Origin of the sequence: Shewanella sp. 10N.286.52.A9 (genome assembly GCF_041468985.1) — a bacterium.
GTDB lineage: Bacteria > Pseudomonadota > Gammaproteobacteria > Enterobacterales > Shewanellaceae > Shewanella > Shewanella japonica.
In genome coordinates this window covers 191,370-209,496 of sequence record NZ_JBFRJQ010000007.1, presented here as the reverse complement: position 1 = coordinate 209,496, position 18,127 = coordinate 191,370, and the positions used below count along the sequence as shown (strand labels likewise).

Below are 18,127 nucleotides of genomic sequence, written 5' to 3'. Positions count from 1 at the left end.
AAAAGGCTTTAATCAGACTTTAAGTAAATAACACTCTCGTGCTATCGCTTCACCATTTTCGCGACAAACATACCGTCACTATTGGCTTCATAAGGCCATACTGTCAGCATTGTGTTTTGCTGCTGTGTAAATGGGTGGGTAATCGTCTCAAGAGTAAACTCTTTATTACTCGCTAAAAACGCTTCAACCACGGCTTCATTTTCAATTGGTGATAAAGAACAGGTGGCATAAACTAAACTTGCACCTGACTTAACTGCTTTAGCGCTACGAGTTAGAATGTCTAATTGAAGAGTTGGTTTGTCTTCGACACAGCTTCTGTCATCTATCCAACGCATGTCGGGGTTTCTGCGCCATGTACCAGTGCAACTACACGGTGCATCAACTAATACACCATCAAAATGATTAGCTTCAACCGGTAATGCTTCTGATTTCCAACGCGAAATTGAGATGTTGTTAAAACCAGCTCTTTTAGCGCGCTTGTTTAACTCTTCTAATGCTTTAGAGCGAATGTCGGATGATATTACGCTGCCATTAGACGTTGCTTTTGCTGCATCTTGCATCATCAATGATCTAAGTTGTAAGGTTTTACCGCCTGCGCCACTACAGGTATCCCACCAGTGTTCATCTGCTTTAGGCTGACAAATGTTACCAATGACTTGTGAGGCTAAATCTTGTATTTCTAACTGGCCATTTTTATATAGTTTAACTTCATTCAAGTTAATGCTTTTACTGCCTAAGCTAATGCCATCACTAAAGAATTCACTTAGGGATGCATCAATACCAGCTTGCTGAAGTTCATTTAGTGCCTTTTGAGTATCATGACTTTGTACTCTTGCCCAAATAGGTGGTCTAGAGCTCATGGCTTCTATTAGCTGTATTTGTGTTTTATGGTCATCAACAGGGCAAACTTCCCAAAACCAATCAGGTAGCAACTGAGTTTCAGTGAATTCAATGTCAGTAAATAGCTTATTAAGCAGCTGATTTTTCGCAACCACTGAGTCAGTGTTTACTACCTCATCGGAGGCAATAAGAGTCGTTATTATCTCTAATTGAGCATCAGAAAGTACAGCAAATACTTGCCAAGCATCAGCAAAGCTACGCCAATTATGTTGCTCTAATAATGCACATGCACTGAGCATTTTGTACCACGTTTGGTCGTCATGTTGTGAGCCTAATTGCTTAAGCCAGCCCCACCATCTAAATAGCCCAAATAAAGTTTCACGGATCACGCGTCTGTCTTTAGAGCCATGTTTTTTATGTTCACGGAAATAATTAGCCACAATCCTGTCTGCAGGCATTTTAGTGTCCAGTACTTCATCAAATAGCTTTTTGATGGTAGTAGAGTAGCTAAGCGCTCTTTTTTCTGCTGGTGTATTAGCGATTATGGTAGATTGTGGTGCTGATGGCATGGCGAACTCAAGAGTGGCTGTGATCACAAAGGATTTTTGTAATCTATAAAAATAATGCGCTATTTTAGCATGTCTTTAATTTTGGTTGAATATGTATAAGTGTTCATTGACAAACAGTGTGCTTGCCCTCTTTAAAAGGGCAGCTGTTATGATATAAAAGTAGCTATGACATTAAAAAGGGTGATCAACCATGACCCAAGCATTAGTGCTTTCATCAGATGTTGCAACATCAAGCCTGACTACAATCCCTGCGGTTAATGCTCGTAAAGACACGCCATAGTCGTATTTCATATCAGTTAACAATTCATCGGCGGTATAGGATTCACCAACGCGTCCTGCTTCAACAAAACCCACAAGTTGAAACCAATCTAAACGTAAAAATTTAAGCCAGCTTACATCTTCTATGGGGTTATATTTAAGGGTGTAGCGGTATTCTGCGGTAGCGTAGATAGATGCTTTATCATGAAAACGGTTACTTTCGAAGCCACGCATTCTATAAAAGCCGCCTAATGAAGCGCCCTCACTGTATGGGGCGTTATTATTAACCTTTCTACCACCTTGCTCATCGTATTCAAGTTCCCAAGAAGGGGAGTAACCTGTCCAAAAGTTCAACGCCAAAATTCGTTGGGATGCGTAATCTGATTGCCCAAATGAAAAGTATTTACTGGCTTCAAATTCTACAAAAGTCCAAGATTGTTCAGACTCAAACCAGCCTGCATCATGTGAGATTGATAGATACTGCTTACTACCAAAACTTGGGTTAACTGAAAAATCGGTATTGTTGTAGAGCAGTCCTAGCTCAATAGCGTGAACAGCACCATCGAGTTCATCGTCATCAAACTCATAACTTTCATAACGATTAAATTGCTTTAAAACAGCAACAGTGGCACCAGATTCAAGTGGGTTCCATACTTTACCGCCAGTCGGCTCTGAAGTTAATAATCCTCCAGTTAATTCATAAGTTACGCGACCTTTATCTTTGGTTGCGCCAATGGGTAAAGCATATTCAAGCTTGATATCCCACCAGTTTGATGAGCCGTCAGCTTGTAGAAATTGCTCGGTTGAGGAATCATTACTGCCAGGTAATGGTGTGCCTGGGGGAGTGTATCCATCACCTGAACTTGCATAAGCTTTTTGCTGCGGGTAGTAACCCATAAAGCCAACAAGACTTAAATAAAATCGCTCAGTCTTAGGGAGCTTATAATTCCAAACCCCGCCGCCTACACCATAACTGACATCGCCACCATATACGGTTCCGCCGACTGTCATCTGTTCTTGATAATAACCACTGACCATAGCACCCAGGCCAATATTAACGCCCATTGAATCCGTACTGAAAACATAAGGTAAAAGCAGCTTTTCGGCGCCAGTATCAGGCGTTTCACTTCGGTTTACAGAAGATTTTACATGGGCAGATGCGGCAGTTGATGGTTGGCTAAAAAGAGTTAACGAGGCTGCAATGAGTACGGCTAAGGGAAGTAAGCCTCTGAGCGGTTTAATGGCAACATTTTTATGGCGTTTATTCATCATCAGCAAGCCTTGTCAGTACATCGAGTTCAAGGGGATGTTTGTTGTTTATTTGTTGGCATTTTATTGAATAATATAGGTTGTTTAGCGAAAAAGGTACAGTGAATAAATGATTTTATAATAATTGAAGACTGTTCGAGTTAAGAGTGAAATACACGCCGGTAGTCCCTAAAAATAATTTATTTGGGAAGGAGGTTTACCAAATCATAAGAAGTTGATTTAGAGGTTTGTAAGCTTGGAGTCTATATAGTCCAAGCTTAATAAGAGTGTAGTTTTTAAAAGCCTAATTTTTCTAGAACCATAACTAGGAAGCTAACTAGAAATCTAATTAAGAAACCAACTAAAAGTCTAAATCGAGAGCGAAACAAAGGTAGCCCATCAATAGCGTCGTTTTCTCGAACTCTTTGGCGCAGTACTCTACAAAATTCTGATCACAAACCTGCTCAATCGTTATTGGTTTAATGGCGATAAAATCTTTGCGTTTTAATTCTTCTATAAGCGGATGCTCTTTATCAAAACCTCGAGGAGGCCTTACTAGGGTATCACCTGACAACTCAAACCCAGCTTTATCTAATGTGTTCAATGCCTTTTTATAACCATTTGGGTTTTCATCTATACAGTGGCGAATTGCATTTAAGGCTTTAGATTCAGGGTGCCAAATACCTGCAGCGAGGAAGCAACCGTCATTGGCTAAATGTAAATATAACCCTGGCGCATGGACATCTTTACCCTGAAAGTGTCTGAATTGAATACCAACATTTAACTTGTAAGGACTTTTATCTTTACTGAAACGACTGTCTCTTTGTGGTCGCATCATGCTGCCGCCTACCTTTTTAGGCACGGCAGTGAGGCGAGGTGATATATTTAAGATTGGTCCTTGCATGGCTTCAATAAACTTTAACGTCGGCGTTCTAACCCTATCTTCGTAATCTTGTTGGTTTGCTTTAAACCATTCGCGATCGTTGTTATTGGCAAGGAGGGTTAAGAAGTCAAAACTTTGCTGAGTATACATAACAGATCCTAAAAAAGGTGAGTCCAAAGTGTGCCACAAAAGACTACTATCTTTAATTCATAATGTTAAAAAACTCAGCTTGGAATGTAGGACTTATTTGATTACTAATAATACAAAGTTCAGTGGTTAACTTATAATCATCTTTTAAACTTGTCTCAAACAAACTGTTTTGTGTGTTAAAACGTCAATTTTCATTTACTTTACGGTTTTTGTTGGTTTTATATAGAGTTAATTGTTGTTTTTAGCTGTTTGAGAATGCAGTGCTTATAAGGTTATTACTTGTTGTTGGTGAGTTTTTTTATATTTTGTGATTTTTTTTGTAGTATTTTTAAACTTTAGGAGTATTATGCGCTTCCAAACTGATTGAGAGTAAGTTTTTAACGTGATATTAACTCAATTAAAGTGTTGTTTTGGCTAAAGTTGATACTTTTATATGGCTGCAATATTGTCAAAAGCAGTCTTATTAATTCCTTTATGCCTCTCAATTTAACGATATTTAACGAAATAAGGTTTTGTGAAAAAGGCTTAAACATGACAAAAAATGCATTAAAAATTCTTGGCTGGTGTGAATGGGCGACGTTTCCTGAACTTGGCAATGAACGGGTTAATATGAAAGTTGATACCGGTGCTAAGACGTCATGTTTACACGCATTTAGAATTAAACCGTTTATTAAACAAGATCAAGACTGGATCAAAGTCTGGATCCACCCTGAGCAAGAATCAGACAGAGAAATCGTGCAAGAGTTTGCGGTTTTTGATCGTCGCCACGTAAAAGATTCTGGCGGTCACATAACTAATCGCTACGTGGTTAAAACCCCAATTATTATTGGCGATGCGCAGTTTGATATTGAACTTACGCTGACACAGCGTGACAACATGCAGTTTAGAATGCTTTTAGGTCGCCGAGCACTGGCAGGGCGTTTTCTAGTGGATTCATCTGCAGCACATTTAACAGGAGCTTAAGGTTATGCGCATTGCAATTATGTCTAGAAATAAAGACTTATATTCTACTCGTCGTATTCAAGAAGCGGCGATAGCTCGAGGTCACGAAGTACAAATCATTGACCCGCTAGCGTGTTACATGAACATCAATATGATGGCTCCTAGTATTCACATGCGCGGTGAAGAATTACCGACATTTGATGCTGTTGTACCTCGTATTGGCGCTTCAGTTACCTTTTATGGTACTGCGGTTTTGCGTCAGTTTGAGATGATGGGTGTGCACCCGTTAAATGAATCTGTAGCGATTTCACGTTCGCGTGACAAATTACGTTCATTGCAATTATTGTCGCGTAAAAACATTGGTTTACCCGTTACAGGTTTTGCAAATAAGCCTGCTGATGTGCCAGATTTATTGGACATGGTTGGCGGCGCACCTTGCGTGATTAAGTTACTTGAAGGCACCCAAGGAATTGGTGTGGTATTAGCCGAAACCCGTAAAGCGGCTGAAAGTGTTATAGAAGCATTTATGGGCTTAAAAGCGAATATCATGGTGCAAGAGTATATCGCTGAAGCTGGTGGCGCTGATATTCGTTGTTTTGTGATTGGTGACAAAGTGATTGCAGCGATGAAGCGTCAAGGCGCTGAAGGTGAGTTTCGTTCAAACCTTCACCGCGGTGGCACTGCAACGATTGTGAAGCTGACTCCAGAAGAGCGCTCGACGGCATTACGGGCCGCTAAAACTATGGGGCTTAATGTTGCAGGTGTGGATATTTTACGCTCGAAGCATGGTCCTTTAGTGATGGAAGTTAACTCATCCCCGGGTCTTGAAGGAATTGAGCAATCTACGGGTATAGATGTGGCTGAAAAAATTATTCAGTTTATTGAGAAAAATGCTAAACCAAACAGCACTAAAACCAAAGGTGTGGGTTAATGGCGCTTAAGCGTGAAGCGTTTGCAATTGGTGAGTTTAGTATTGATGCTGGTACGCGTGCCAGCATCAAACTGCCCGCAGCAAAATTGTACAATGATACGCCGTTAGAGCTGCATGCTGAAGTGTTTCATAGTAAAAAGCCTGGGCCTGTATTATTAGTGTGCGCAGCGATTCATGGTGACGAGCTAAATGGCATTGAAATATGCCGTCGTTTGATTGATAAGGTGAACATTAAAACCTTAACTGGAACCTTGGTGGTTGTGCCTATTGTTAATGTGTTTGGTTTTATTCATCAATCACGTTATTTACCTGACAGACGCGACTTAAATCGTTGTTTCCCTGGCAGTGCGAAAGGCGCATTAGCGAGTCGTTTAGCTCACTTGTTTTCTAATGAGTTATTAAAGCAAGCTACTCATATTGTTGATTTACATACTGGTGCGATTCATCGCGACAACTTTCCGCAAATACGTTGCGATACAGATGATGAAACCATGATGGCGATGGCAACAGCTTTTGGCGCGCCAGTGATTATGGACTCAAAAGCACAGCAGGGTTCAATGCGAGGTTATGCTAACTCGCTAGGCATTGCATGTATTTTGTATGAAGCAGGTGAAGCGCTTAGGTTTAGTGAGTTATCGATTAAATCTGGCTTAACAGGTGTACTTAATGTGATGCGTCACTTAGGCATGTTAACCAGTAAGCTTAAGCCGACAGCTTCAATCAACGCTAGTCGCAGTTATTGGCTGCGAAGTGAATCAGATGGTTTAGTGAATATAAAGCGTAAAATTGGCGCAAGAGTCAGTAAAGGGTGTGTATTAGCCAATGTAGTAAACCCTTTAGGTGGAGAGTTGTCAGAACTTAAATCACCGACCGATGGCATTATTATTGGCTTAAGTAATATCCCTGTCGCAAATGAAGGCGAAGCACTGTTTCATATTGCACAGTTTGTTGGCGACGATATTGAAATTGCCAACGAGCATTTAGATGAGTTTATATCGACTTACGCATAATCAATAATGTCGTTGTAATTGTTATTGTAATGGTCATCGTTACTTTAAAAGCCACTGATTGAACTTTTATATTCAATCAGTGGCTTTTTGGTATCTACATTTGTCAAACTCAAGGCAGTCTATATTTCACTAAAGTCGCTAAGTCGCTAAGTCGCTAAGTCGCTAAGTCGCTAAGTCGCTAAGTTGGTTAGTTAGTTGGTAGATTAGTAGGCTGTAGAGTGAAGCCATTCGATTATTTTTGCACCTAGAAAAGATTTTTAATATCAACAAGGTATTTGATTAATCGGTATTTAATCAATAAGCTAGTTTGTCATTGCTATCTTGAGGTATGACGTAATGTTAAAAACAGTTTATTCAAGTTCAGGTCAGGAGCGATTAACGCCTTCAAAAATTATTTGTATTGGTAGAAACTATGTCGATCATATCAATGAACTTGGCAATGAAGTGCCGGATGATATGGTGGTATTTTTAAAACCCAACTCGTCAATTTCTGACACCTTAGTTTCGTTTCATCAAGAACCTATACATTTTGAAACTGAGTTGTGTTTTATGGTTAAAGATGGACAATTCTCTGCCGTTGGAGTGGGCCTTGATTTAACTAAACGAGCACTGCAGTCAACACTCAAAGCTAAACAACTGCCTTGGGAGCGCGCAAAAGCCTTTAATGGTTCTGCAGTGTTTAGTGAATTTGTTGCGCTTCCTCTTATAAATAATCATACCAAGTTCTGTTTTCAACTCACTATTGATGGCGAAATAGTACAATTTGGTCACAGTGACTTAATGATGTATTCGGTATCTGATATTCACACCGCAATTTCTGAGTTTTTATCGTTAGAAGATGGCGACATAGTTATGACTGGCACGCCTAAAGGAGTAGGGATGATAACAAAAGGTGCGACGTTTGAAGTTAAGTTATGGGTTGATATTGAATATGAGTCTTTTGAACAATTATTAGATGCTGTAAAAGATGTTAAGCCCATTATTACTCAAACTTGGATTGCTGAGTAAACTCGAGATGCTATCTCTATGCTCAGTGATTATCATCATTCTGGTTTAGCATTTCAAAAAGATTAGGGTCTTCAGCTATTAAAACTTCATTCATTAATTATCATATTGGATCGTGTGGAGTCTTGTCGTGACAGGCAGTATTTTCAACAAGGTCTATACTCAATGTAGATTTACAATTAAATAATCATGCTAAAGGGAAAGTTAGTCATTGAATTGACGACTTAATTAGCTTTTTAAAGTGGCTAGTTGAATATGACATTTCCTAATGAACGGATTAAAAAGTATTACCAACTTTATCAAGAGTTACTCAACTTTTCTGGGGTATCTTGGTGGCTCATTGACTTAGAGCAAGACAGTAATATTTTCTATTGCAATCAAATCATGCAAGAGATGTTCTCCTTAGACCCTCAACTTATTCAGCATTCTGTTAGTAAAACTTGTCCTATAGCTGGTGATTACAACAAGAATATTGCCTTAAAAGATTCAGAAAAAGCGCAACAAATTTTTGAGGATTACCATAATTTGAAGTTAGGTAATATCGATGAGTATCATAATCGATTTCCTTATTATGACGCTAACCAAGGTGAGATCCTTTACTTTACGAGTAAAGCGAGAGCAATACTTCGAGACGATTGCGGAAATGCACAATTACTTTTTGGGATTATTGAGCGTGAACGTACGAGTGCTAAATTGTTTAAGCTTTCAAAGCTTGATGCATTAACAGGGCTGAACAATCGCAGAGAGTTCGATTCTCAATTGGACTTTATTATCAATCTAGCACGAAGAGAGCGACAATTAGTGTCATTAATCATGTGTGATATTGATTGTTTTAAAGCTTATAACGACTTCTTAGGCCACTACCAAGGAGATCAATGCTTAATACAAGTATCGCAAGCAATAGCTGACGTATGTGTGCGTTCAACCGATGTGGTATGCCGTTATGGCGGTGAAGAGTTTGCTATTATTTGTTACGGACAGCAAGAAAGTGTGTCGCAACTCGCTGAAGATATTCGTTTGAAAATTGCCGAACTCGGCATCCCGCACCCAAGATCTAAAAGTAAAATCGTCACCTTGAGCTTAGGCTTTGTTTCTTGCATACCTAGCAACTTCACCTCAGCGAAAGAGATTATTCAAAAAGCGGATTTGGCCCTATATCAAGCTAAGACTTATGGTAAAAATCAGTGTGTTGCTTTCGATAATCAGATTGCTGAACAAGAAAGCCAACTAACACAGCAAGGCTAGTTTCTGCGTATATTCAATCAGGTTTATCGTCACTTACCTGAGATTTTCAGGTAAGTGGCTCCGTGATTTATATCGTTTAGGCAAAATCATTAATGGGCATTAGAGAAAATTTGACTGAAAGAAGGCCGTTGATGTATTTCTATTGGCATATTGAGTTTTCTGGCTAAGTCACTCGCTGCAATCAGCCCTCGGATATGATGCAATTCATGATCGATGACTAGCATGTGGTGCAAATTATTTTGTTGCAAAAGCCTGACTATATCACTGACTTTGGCTGTTGAAATTTGTTGATAGTCAAACGCTTGTAGCTCTTCTCTTGGCACCATCACTTCTGTGACTAAAAGCTCATCTACAGTAAGGTCTAGCTTTTTCGCGGTAACAAATAAATTATGGTCAGACAATTCTTGCAGCGTTATCACCCCTAAAAATTTATTGTTCTTATCAACAACTAATCTCATAAATGCATGGGTTTGTTCCATGATTATTGCTGTGCCCACTGCGCTGGTGGATGCATCAACGACAATAGGACGTGCTACATCAAAGTCAGTAAATACGTCTAACGCTGGAGAGTCTAAGCTGGGTGAGTCAGTGCTGGTAGACCAAAGTAAGTGATCGATAGATGCTGTGCTGAATAATTCTAGATTTCTCATATGTTAACTCCGTTACCTTATGTCAACGGCTGAGGCGACTGAATCTGACGACCGTCAATATTCAGGTTTGGTGCAATGTCTTTTATGTTTTACATCAAAAACCTTAACCTTGTGATATTCACCATAGACCTCTAGATACAAGAGGTGCAAGCACATGAATAACATTTAATTAAGGTTAACTCACTGTTGTGTATGTTAAATCTTGTGCTAATCTTTGATTGGGAAATAAAAGGTTCAGGGAAGGTAAAATGACCACAAAACAAATCAATACTAAAGAGGGGTTGTCTAAAGAATTTAAATACTTATTGGCTGGTACGCCTGTCAATATTGATATTGTGACTCCTGCAGGTAAAAAAGGGCGTTTTCGTACCATTTTTATCGGTTATCTACCTGAACAATTCATACTAATTCAATTTCCAGATGCAAATAAATTGGGAGGCTACAGCCAGTACATTACTCAGGGCTCACAAGTGACTGTTCGTGGTTTAGTGGAAGGTCATGAGGCATCTGTAATCGCATTTATTTCAACAATCAAACAAACCTTGAGTCAGCCATCTCGTATTATGGTATTGAATTTCCCAGATAATATGGTTATTCACAATTTACGTTCGACCAAACGTGTGTTGACAGATTTAACTGCCAATATCGCTTTAAGTGATAACCAATGGCAAGTTAAAATCACCGATGTTTCACTTTCAGGTTGTCATATTGAAGTTAGTGAAGGTGGAAAAGATGAGTTAACAGAGGGAGAGCAGATTGAAATCGTGATAGAGGCTACAGAACAAGAAAACCTCACCATTAAAGCCAGAGTGTGTAATGTTAAATTATTCGAAAATGGCGTGGAGTTTGGTTGTCAGTTCTTGGGTGAGCAAGACAATACTATCGAAAAAATCGTGCACACAGCTCTGCTTTCTGAAAAATAGTCTTGCTCAAATCCTATAAAAGGCTTTGACTTGTTCGTTATAAAAGCAGTTTGATGGCTGTTTGATGCTTCTTAGGAAGTTTGTCGACGACTAATAGGTATGAATTATCAATAATGCGCAATACCTCGCCATCTGGAATTAATCGAGATTCTTTAGATTTATCACTCCCAGTTGACTGTAAATAGATAGAAATCCAATGTTTCTTGTCCATATGATATCCCGTCGTAATATTGCTAAATATCTCTCTTAGGGCGAATGAGTCTTCAGGATCGCACTTTACATTAACCATCAAAGCATCATTTCGCCATGACATTAGTGCAAACATCTTCGAGTGAACTTTAAAAACGTGAGTAGATTCTCCGAATGGAAAGTCTTCTGTAGCAAAAGGTTTAGTCAGTAAATAATCTCTTATTGTGTCAAATTCCATGTGAGCTATTTCCGTTTAAGTGAGATATCACCACTGGTGACATTGAGCAGCTTGCCATCAATTGTGACAAGTTTCGCCTCTATATGCATCGACATTGGAAAGTTGATGTCAGGTTGCTTAATTATTACTTGGGCATAAGTACGGTACTGATTAGATAATACATAAAAATCATTATCAATTTGACAGTCAAAGAAGAAATATTTTTCACTTAAATTAATGTTTTCCAGTAAATTTTTGGATTGCATTAAATGCTCTTCTGTTGTGGTTATATGGCAAACATGCTGACTATTTCTCTGACCAAACTTAAACGAAAGTGCGGCTTTGTTAGCTAAATTTGTACTATGTCCGCCTAAATAAGTCTCCAAATGCAAAGCGGTTTTAAGCGGGGAAATCGTTTGAAGATGCCTTGTACTGTCAAGGTGCTCATCCGTTGCATGTACGCTAAAAACAATGCCGTTAAATAAGTAACAAATGATGATGCTTACTGTTTTGACTTTAGCCTTAGTTGGACTTTTGCTGTTAAAGCATGCAGCGATGAGGCGATTCGCTGTCGCTAACAAGTTTAGTTGGCTGGTATTAAAGTGGGGGCTTTTGCAGAGGCTGAAGGTGTCATAAATCCCCGTCACTGCTCTAAGTATTAATAGCTTGTTCATATTTACCTCATATGAAGGTGCTGATAGTACTGGCGCAATTTTGCTTTTATCTGTGTTACCAGTGTGCGCTTTTTACTCTTTAAGCGTTCTATTTAGCTGGTTTACATAGTTAACTTTGCGCCTAAAATTCAATGAAATCAATATAAAGTCGTTATGATTAGTGTTAATTGAATATGATCTATATTGCAATGAACAATAAAGGTACTTAGTACGGTTTACTTTGTGAGGAAACTTAATTAGTATATACACATGTGTATTAAGTGCCTTTGTTCATTATGCGAAAATTTCTTGTATCAAATATTGCTGATCGTCCACACCGAAAAATATATGCATCGCTTGGTAACAATGCTTTTTTCGATTTAGCACCTGGCCAACATGGCTGGGATGACTTTTGTTCAATCTCAAAAGGAGATTGGGTTTATGTCATCAATGCAAACCGTAAAATTCCAGTGGCTTATCAAGTTGAGGCCATATTAGATGAGATAGAAACTGAAGAACATCAGATGCTAGGTAGTCGACTGGTATCTGCTATCGGAGGACATACTCGAGTGCTATTTGGTAAGCCTGTTAAAAGAGTAGATACAATTTATACCAAGTTTGTTAGTGATAATGCTGTAACAAGTTCGAAGTTGAGGCCTGATGGCCAGATGTACCAGGGGTTTAACTGCGCTGAGGTCGTCGATGAATACCTTTAAAATGGGCAGTATTACATTTACTCATATCGCTAATATCAGTTTATCTCAAGCATGGCTTGTTAATCGTAATAGCGAAACTTATGGCTTATATGACTTTGAAGGTAATGAGTACGCAACAAGAAAGCATTGGTTTTCTTTGTTACCAAGAGACATTTCGGGGGTGTATTTTTTCAAGAAAGGAGATCAGGTTTTATATGTCGGCGAGAGTGGTCTACTCGGAAAACGTATTTGGTCACATGGTACGGCTGGCAGGTTAGTTAAAGAGGAGTTAATACGTGATATGGAGCTATGGATTGCGACTAACGTAACTGTACCTAGTCCGCTAAATGGTGAGCCTGTTTGTGTAAGGGGCGCTGTAGAAGCACAGTTAATGGCGATGTATTCACCTAAATATAATCGAAAAGAAGAGCGATGCTGATGTATAAGCAAACACAATCTTATGTCCGTTTAAATATTGGGGATTTTTGCCCGCATTGTGGTTTTATCATTACTTTACCGCCAGACGTACAGCCGACGTGCTTATGTTGTTGGAAAAAGCTTGAAAGTGATTAATCGGTAAAGGGGTTGTTGGTTAGCAATAATGCGATAAGCACTTGATGGTGTGCCTACCGCTTTATCAAACTTCATTTCCAATGGGAGTGAATCATATCAAAGGTATAGGCTCACATTATCAAAATTGAGTGGTCTACCAATTGATTGAGAAATTGTGGGTGTTATGGCTGACGTTTAAGCACATTATCAATATCTTCGGCGCTATGACGGTTCGCTAGTTGTTCCCACTCTTCTCCCCAGGTTCTATTAATGATTCTGCCTCGCGTGACAGCTGGACGTTGTTCAATGTCTTTTGCCCAGCGCATTAGGTTAGGGTAGCTTTCAACATCTAAAAACTCTGCTGCTTCATATAGGTTTCCAAGCACCAAATTTCCGTACCAAGGCCATGTCGCAATATCGGCAATACTATACTCATCACCCCCCAAGAAGCGGTGTTTAGCTAATTGCTTGTCAAGTACATCAAGTTGACGCTTGGCCTCCATAGAGAACCTGTCGATAGGGTATTTAAACTTTTCAGGGGCATAAGCATAAAAGTGACCAAAACCGCCACCTAAATAAGGAGCCGAGCCCTGCAGCCAAAACAACCAATTCATGACTTGGGTTTTAGCTGCTAAATCTGTTGGTAAGAAGCGGCCAAACTTTTCAGCGAGGTAAAGTAAAATAGCGCCTGACTCAAATACATTAATAGGCGTTGAGGTGCTGTTATCTAATAACGCCGGTATTTTTGAATTTGGATTAATGCTAACAAAACCTGATGAGAATTGATCGCTATCACCAATACTAATCAAGTGAGCATCATATTCTGCGTCAGTGATCCCTGCGGCTAACAGCTCTTCCAACATAATCGTGACTTTTTGGCCGTTAGGGGTGCCCATAGAGTAAAGCTGCAGTGCATGCTTCCCAACCGGTAAATCTTTATCATAGCGCGCACCAGAGTCAGGACGGTTTATACTGGCAAACTTGCCGCCATTTTCTTCTTCCATTACCCATTTTTTAGGTGGAGTAAATTCGTTTGTCATTGTGTACCCTCACTTTGAATCGCTTTAAACGGCTTTATAAGCATGGCTTAACGTTAACTGTATATATGATATTAGGGCATTTTTAAAATTAAAAAGTCTTATCAAAAAATAAACTGTCACAACAGGAAAAAATGACAACCAGAAAGAGGGCATAATAGTCAATCAGCCGCTAAATCTCTTGTCATCTGCATACATAGGGAAGTTAATCAGTGTTGAGCAAGATTGCGTCATAATCAACATGTAGGTTATGACGCTTTGGGTAATATTGGAGGTGATTATTTGGTGCGCTCGATTGTTTGCGTCCAAAATTGTCTCGATAAATGACGCGTTTTATTGGCTAATCGACTCATTTGTTCACACTTGTTTTGGGTGTCATCGGTTTGAATTAAGGTCAGGTTTGAAATCTCATCTATCTGTAAAATAGATTGGCTAATTTCTTCTGCGACCGCTGTTTGTTGGTTCATGGCTGTAGAGTTAAGCTCAGCCATTTCGTGTATGCGATTAATTGAGTTAAGGAGCTGAGCAAAAGTGTCATCCGCTTCTTCTGCTAAGGATACTGATAAATCGGCTTGCAATTGACCAGACTCCATTGCTTGAGTCGCTTCCTTTGTGGTTTTTTGAAAGTTCGTGACTATGTGTTCAATTTCTGATGTGGAATCACTGGTGCGAATTGATAATTGCCTAACTTCGTCCGCCACAACGGCAAATCCACGGCCAGATTCACCTGCTCGAGCCGCTTCAATGGCAGCATTTAACGCTAATAAATTCGTTTGTTCTGCGATGCCTTTAATCTCTCCTAGGACCGATGCGATTGATTGGCTGTCTTTTTCAATTGTATTGACCACCGCTGAGAAATGAACCACTTCTTTTCTAAGCTCGCCAATGGCATTGACCACTTTGTCCATACTATCGTGACCTTTACTAGCAGCCTCTTGGCTGGTGGTAATTTCTTGTGCTGTATTACGGATATTTTGATTAACTTCAGTGAAGCTTGCCGTCATTTGCTCCATTGCTGTTGCGGCCTGACGGGTTTGGTGTGTTTGTTCTTTAACCCGTTCACGAGTGGTCGATATAGTTTGATTAAGCTGCAGGCTTTCTTCGCTAATGGAGGTGGCTGAATCTGCCATCCTGCCGACAACACCCCCCATTTCAGTGACTAAGTAGTTTAAGGCTAATTCAATTTTTCCCAACTCATGTTGACTCGATGAAAAAATCCCGCAAGCAATTGGGTCGTCGATAATTTTTGTGGCCTTATTTTCAAGTTCTTTTAACGGCCTCGTTATGTAATACATGACAAATCCAGCCATTAATGGAATGAAAAAAGCGGCGACCAAAGTTGGCATGAAGAGCGAAGACACTACCCCTATCAAAGAAATAACGATTGCCCAAAGGCAAAGTGAACCCGTAAAGCTAAGCACTGGTGCTGTGGTTTCTCTGGGGGCTTTACCTTGATTTAACTGTTTGTAAATTTTTTCAGCGGAATTGATGTGTTCACGACAAGGTTTACGTCGAACAGACTGTAGTTCATGCATTTTGCCGTTTTCAAAGACTGGCGATATATAGGCATTAACCCAATAATACTTGCCTGTTTTGCTTTTATTTTTAACGATACCAAACCAAGGTTTTCCGTCTTTGACCCGTTGCCACAAGGATTCAAAAGCTGCTTTAGGCATATCAGGGTGACGAACAATATTGTGTGGTTTTCCGTGGAGTTCATCTGTCGTGAACTCAGAGATATCTGCAAAGGCTTGATTGGCGTATTTGATATTACCATTCAAATCAGTGGTAGAAAGTAAAATGCACTCGTCCGTCAGCGGTTGCTCTATATTGTTTGCCTTGATATCACTCATTGGAAATAACCAAACTAAAAAATAAAGAGGCATAGTGCCTCAGCTTTGTCACAATATGTTTGATTTAGGTCAATGACTTGTTAAGGTGTTATTTTTTAATAAGAAAGTGTGCGCTAGTAAACGGTTTTGCATTGATAGCTACAAAAACGAAAGTAGCCAGTGCTGCTTTCGTTTTCATTGCGTCGGTAAAAATGACACAAAAAATCTACAACCTATTGCGTGTTTAAGTAATCGATTACGGCGTCTGTACGACTTTCAGCGTGTTCAGATAAATCATCAACTTCTTGATAAAAGTCATTTGCAGACTCTAAAAATGAGTAACCTGTTAACTCTGTTGTGGCATAAGGCTCTATTAATGCTGAGTAACTGTCATAAATTGCCTGCATCTTATTGGTTTCATAGCTATTGCTAATAACGTCAGATAAATACTGGTTATAGCGTTGTCGATAAGTGTCATCAGCATAGATTTTGGCTATTAATGGCCAAGAATTTGAGTCTAAATCAGAGAAATCAAGTTCTAGTGCGCCGCCCATCTTACCCGTCTGTAATGCCTCATTATTATCCCATGGGATCCAAGTTAGTTTGTTTGTGTCTGGATCGTTGTAAAGATAATAATTATGGGGCATTAATCCGTAAGTATCCCAGTTTTGAATTACGTCATTCACTGCGAGATATTTCAAGAACACATCAACATCAAATATAGCTTCAAGGTTTTCACGCCAAGTAACAGGATCGGAAGTTGCAGTATCATCATGTAATGCGTCGAATAAAGCTAAAATATCTGACCAATCTTCATCATCTTCATTGGTTTTCTTTTCAAAACTATCTTCACTGAAAGATCCTTCAATAAAGGTCGCACCATCATCCTCAGGCTTATATAAGTTACCATCATCACTACTAAATTGAGTATCAATTACCGTGTCATCGACTTCTTCCACAAGGGTATATAAGCCAAAGTATTCAGGGCCATCACCATGGTCGATATATAAAGTATAAAAAGCAGTGTGAGAGACGGCTAAACCTGCATCTTTAAATACATCGGCGGCGACCTTTTCACGTAACTGTGATTCATCATCGTAATTATTTTTAAGACTTAACTTTTTAAAGCCATAAAATCGTTGATTGTCTATTTGCGGGTAGTCGTCTTCAAACTCATCAAAATCTAACTTAAAAGACAACTTGAGTACGCCTTGTTGCCAACTGGTTTGTAGTGATGAGTTACCCTTAAAACGGATACCAACTCGATACCACTGTTTGCCTTCGTAATAAATATCAGCTGGTACCATAATGGGGTTGTCATCTGTATCTACAAGGTTGTTTGAATTCGTCGTTGTACCAAAAGTGCCATAAGTATCAGTCATATCGTTAAGCATGATGGTCCAGCGATTTTTAGTGACCACCACATCAAGGCGTTTTACTTCATTGTCAGCAAACACTTCATCAAAGTTGGCATCTGCACTTTTGCTATGGGTATCATCGGTCCAATCGCTTACTTCAAAATCAGTGTCGCTATACTCCTCAACCGGTGTTTCAATTTCAGGTACTGTTATTACAGTCTCTTCGCTACTGGTTTCATCAGAACTATCACATGCAGTTAATAGGCATAAGCTAGTAAGCGGTATAATTAATAGTTGCCGAAATGGTTTACATCCCGTTTTAAAAAGTGAATAGAGAAGGGGACTGAACATAAGTAAACTCCTAAGTTAACCCGTAGTTGATAATGGCTAATATGAGTTTTTAATGTTATGTGATTAAAATGCAGAAACCGTGCAGGAACCGTGAAGCAATGAAGTATATTTTAATTACCTAATTTGAACCGTATCAGTAACAGCATTCCCTAAACTCTCAATTCTAAATTCACTATTCTGAATAACTTATTTTGGTGAGTGATTAGGTAAGTCGCCACTTGATAAAGTGGTCAATTAATTGCAATAAAAAAGGCATCTTTCGATGCCTTTTTTAAATGGTAATGATGAAATAATCTATGGGTTATTTCATCGTATTATTTTAAAAGTGCCACAGCTTCCATATCCAGTTCAATATCTGTGCAGCCTTTTGCGCAGTATATCCCTGGTGCTTTTTCGGCAGGTTTGGCATTTTTAGTATTGGGCGGTAATTGCAGCGTTAGTGGCTTGTTACATTCAGCACATGTTGCGCTATTGCCCTTTAGCATGCGTTTAATCAGATTTTTTTGTTGATTGAACGACTCAAGTGTTGTGCCATTAACCACTGAAAAATCAAGTTTTTGTGTTTCGCTCATTACCGCTACCTATATCC

At 39.3% G+C, this 18,127-nt stretch carries 18 protein-coding genes; 8 read left to right on the top strand and 10 right to left on the bottom strand.

The genetic code is table 11. The annotated features are described in order from the left end of the window. Positions 1-41: 41 nt before the first annotated feature. From AB4128_RS07025 to AB4128_RS07015, 3 genes are all read right to left on the bottom strand, one after another. The gene (locus AB4128_RS07025; protein WP_055023185.1) at positions 42-1,409 is read right to left on the bottom strand and encodes an RsmB/NOP family class I SAM-dependent RNA methyltransferase; all 1,368 of its coding nucleotides are present in this window, start codon (positions 1,407-1,409) and stop codon (positions 42-44) included. 171 nt (positions 1,410-1,580) lie between these two features. Next, positions 1,581-2,939 carry a BamA/TamA family outer membrane protein gene (locus tag AB4128_RS07020; protein ID WP_372037306.1) on the bottom strand — a complete coding sequence of 453 codons (1,359 nt, stop codon included), beginning with the start codon at positions 2,937-2,939 and terminating at the stop codon, positions 1,581-1,583. 337 nt (positions 2,940-3,276) lie between these two features. Further along, the gene (locus tag AB4128_RS07015; protein ID WP_055023130.1) at positions 3,277-3,948 is read right to left on the bottom strand and encodes a DUF2461 domain-containing protein; all 672 of its coding nucleotides are present in this window, start codon (positions 3,946-3,948) and stop codon (positions 3,277-3,279) included. A 531-nt stretch (positions 3,949-4,479) separates the two neighbouring features. Between AB4128_RS07015 and AB4128_RS07010 the strand changes: the two genes are divergently transcribed. The 5 genes from AB4128_RS07010 (at position 4,480) to AB4128_RS06990 (ending at position 9,081) form a co-directional block, all read left to right on the top strand. After that, entirely contained in the window at positions 4,480-4,911 is a 432-nt protein-coding gene (locus AB4128_RS07010; RefSeq protein ID WP_055023129.1) for a RimK/LysX family protein, read from the top strand. A gap of 4 nt (positions 4,912-4,915) precedes the next feature. After that, positions 4,916-5,821 carry a 30S ribosomal protein S6--L-glutamate ligase gene (gene rimK / locus AB4128_RS07005; protein ID WP_220753810.1) on the top strand — a complete coding sequence of 302 codons (906 nt, stop codon included), beginning with the start codon at positions 4,916-4,918 and terminating at the stop codon, positions 5,819-5,821. Further along, positions 5,821-6,831 (top strand): succinylglutamate desuccinylase/aspartoacylase family protein, encoded by a 1,011-nt coding sequence (locus tag AB4128_RS07000; RefSeq protein ID WP_372037305.1) that lies wholly within the window; start codon positions 5,821-5,823, stop codon positions 6,829-6,831. The genes rimK and AB4128_RS07000 overlap by 1 nt, the downstream gene beginning before the upstream one ends. Positions 6,832-7,167: 336 nt before the next feature. Further along, positions 7,168-7,839 carry a fumarylacetoacetate hydrolase family protein gene (locus tag AB4128_RS06995; protein ID WP_055023126.1) on the top strand — a complete coding sequence of 224 codons (672 nt, stop codon included), beginning with the start codon at positions 7,168-7,170 and terminating at the stop codon, positions 7,837-7,839. A 252-nt stretch (positions 7,840-8,091) separates the two neighbouring features. Continuing rightward, positions 8,092-9,081: a diguanylate cyclase gene (locus AB4128_RS06990; RefSeq protein ID WP_055023125.1), complete on the top strand. Its 990-nt coding sequence runs from the start codon at positions 8,092-8,094 to the stop codon at positions 9,079-9,081. An 89-nt stretch (positions 9,082-9,170) separates the two neighbouring features. Here the strand turns inward: AB4128_RS06990 and AB4128_RS06985 are convergent, their stop codons facing one another. Next, entirely contained in the window at positions 9,171-9,731 is a 561-nt protein-coding gene (locus AB4128_RS06985) for a CBS domain-containing protein (RefSeq protein ID WP_055023124.1), read from the bottom strand. A 248-nt stretch (positions 9,732-9,979) separates the two neighbouring features. On the opposite strand from AB4128_RS06985, the gene AB4128_RS06980 reads away from it, so the two are divergent. Continuing rightward, positions 9,980-10,654 carry a PilZ domain-containing protein gene (locus tag AB4128_RS06980; protein WP_055023123.1) on the top strand — a complete coding sequence of 225 codons (675 nt, stop codon included), beginning with the start codon at positions 9,980-9,982 and terminating at the stop codon, positions 10,652-10,654. 37 nt (positions 10,655-10,691) lie between these two features. Here AB4128_RS06980 and AB4128_RS06975 read toward each other — a convergent pair whose 3' ends face one another. Both AB4128_RS06975 and AB4128_RS06970 read right to left on the bottom strand, forming a co-directional pair. Further along, positions 10,692-11,081 carry an MmcQ/YjbR family DNA-binding protein gene (locus tag AB4128_RS06975; protein WP_055023122.1) on the bottom strand — a complete coding sequence of 130 codons (390 nt, stop codon included), beginning with the start codon at positions 11,079-11,081 and terminating at the stop codon, positions 10,692-10,694. 5 nt (positions 11,082-11,086) lie between these two features. Further along, a complete protein-coding gene (locus AB4128_RS06970; RefSeq protein WP_231919074.1) occupies positions 11,087-11,734 on the bottom strand; it encodes a hypothetical protein in 648 nt (215 codons plus the stop codon). A gap of 275 nt (positions 11,735-12,009) precedes the next feature. On the opposite strand from AB4128_RS06970, the gene AB4128_RS06965 reads away from it, so the two are divergent. Both AB4128_RS06965 and AB4128_RS06960 read left to right on the top strand, forming a co-directional pair. Further along, entirely contained in the window at positions 12,010-12,429 is a 420-nt protein-coding gene (locus AB4128_RS06965; protein ID WP_372037304.1) for a hypothetical protein, read from the top strand. Next, positions 12,416-12,847: a hypothetical protein gene (locus AB4128_RS06960; RefSeq protein WP_372037303.1), complete on the top strand. Its 432-nt coding sequence runs from the start codon at positions 12,416-12,418 to the stop codon at positions 12,845-12,847. The genes AB4128_RS06965 and AB4128_RS06960 overlap by 14 nt, the downstream gene beginning before the upstream one ends. A 295-nt stretch (positions 12,848-13,142) precedes the next feature. Here AB4128_RS06960 and yghU read toward each other — a convergent pair whose 3' ends face one another. The 4 genes from yghU to AB4128_RS06940 all read right to left on the bottom strand — a co-directional run bounded on the left by yghU (position 13,143) and on the right by AB4128_RS06940 (position 18,110). After that, on the bottom strand, positions 13,143-14,000 hold the full coding sequence (gene yghU / locus AB4128_RS06955; RefSeq protein ID WP_372037302.1) for a glutathione-dependent disulfide-bond oxidoreductase: 858 nt from the start codon (positions 13,998-14,000) through the stop codon (positions 13,143-13,145). A gap of 275 nt (positions 14,001-14,275) precedes the next feature. After that, on the bottom strand, positions 14,276-15,850 hold the full coding sequence (locus tag AB4128_RS06950) for a methyl-accepting chemotaxis protein (RefSeq protein WP_372037301.1): 1,575 nt from the start codon (positions 15,848-15,850) through the stop codon (positions 14,276-14,278). Between the two features lie 212 nt (positions 15,851-16,062). Then, positions 16,063-17,538, bottom strand: coding sequence for a CotH kinase family protein (locus tag AB4128_RS06945; protein WP_372037300.1), 1,476 nt, complete (start codon positions 17,536-17,538; stop codon positions 16,063-16,065). A gap of 314 nt (positions 17,539-17,852) precedes the next feature. Next, complete coding sequence (locus AB4128_RS06940; protein ID WP_055023117.1) at positions 17,853-18,110, bottom strand: hypothetical protein; 258 nt, start codon at positions 18,108-18,110, stop codon at positions 17,853-17,855. Positions 18,111-18,127: the final 17 nt, after the last annotated feature.

Coding starts and splice junctions, on each gene's coding strand:
- AB4128_RS07025 (WP_055023185.1), bottom strand. CDS start 1,409: ATGCCATCAGCACCACAATCTACCATAATCGCTAATACACCAGCAGAA.
- AB4128_RS07020 (WP_372037306.1), bottom strand. CDS start 2,939: ATGATGAATAAACGCCATAAAAATGTTGCCATTAAACCGCTCAGAGGC.
- AB4128_RS07015 (WP_055023130.1), bottom strand. CDS start 3,948: ATGTATACTCAGCAAAGTTTTGACTTCTTAACCCTCCTTGCCAATAAC.
- AB4128_RS07010 (WP_055023129.1), top strand. CDS start 4,480: ATGACAAAAAATGCATTAAAAATTCTTGGCTGGTGTGAATGGGCGACG.
- rimK (WP_220753810.1), top strand. CDS start 4,916: ATGCGCATTGCAATTATGTCTAGAAATAAAGACTTATATTCTACTCGT.
- AB4128_RS07000 (WP_372037305.1), top strand. CDS start 5,821: ATGGCGCTTAAGCGTGAAGCGTTTGCAATTGGTGAGTTTAGTATTGAT.
- AB4128_RS06995 (WP_055023126.1), top strand. CDS start 7,168: ATGTTAAAAACAGTTTATTCAAGTTCAGGTCAGGAGCGATTAACGCCT.
- AB4128_RS06990 (WP_055023125.1), top strand. CDS start 8,092: ATGACATTTCCTAATGAACGGATTAAAAAGTATTACCAACTTTATCAA.
- AB4128_RS06985 (WP_055023124.1), bottom strand. CDS start 9,731: ATGAGAAATCTAGAATTATTCAGCACAGCATCTATCGATCACTTACTT.
- AB4128_RS06980 (WP_055023123.1), top strand. CDS start 9,980: ATGACCACAAAACAAATCAATACTAAAGAGGGGTTGTCTAAAGAATTT.
- AB4128_RS06975 (WP_055023122.1), bottom strand. CDS start 11,081: ATGGAATTTGACACAATAAGAGATTATTTACTGACTAAACCTTTTGCT.
- AB4128_RS06970 (WP_231919074.1), bottom strand. CDS start 11,734: ATGAACAAGCTATTAATACTTAGAGCAGTGACGGGGATTTATGACACC.
- AB4128_RS06965 (WP_372037304.1), top strand. CDS start 12,010: ATGCGAAAATTTCTTGTATCAAATATTGCTGATCGTCCACACCGAAAA.
- AB4128_RS06960 (WP_372037303.1), top strand. CDS start 12,416: ATGAATACCTTTAAAATGGGCAGTATTACATTTACTCATATCGCTAAT.
- yghU (WP_372037302.1), bottom strand. CDS start 14,000: ATGACAAACGAATTTACTCCACCTAAAAAATGGGTAATGGAAGAAGAA.
- AB4128_RS06950 (WP_372037301.1), bottom strand. CDS start 15,850: ATGAGTGATATCAAGGCAAACAATATAGAGCAACCGCTGACGGACGAG.
- AB4128_RS06945 (WP_372037300.1), bottom strand. CDS start 17,538: ATGTTCAGTCCCCTTCTCTATTCACTTTTTAAAACGGGATGTAAACCA.
- AB4128_RS06940 (WP_055023117.1), bottom strand. CDS start 18,110: ATGAGCGAAACACAAAAACTTGATTTTTCAGTGGTTAATGGCACAACA.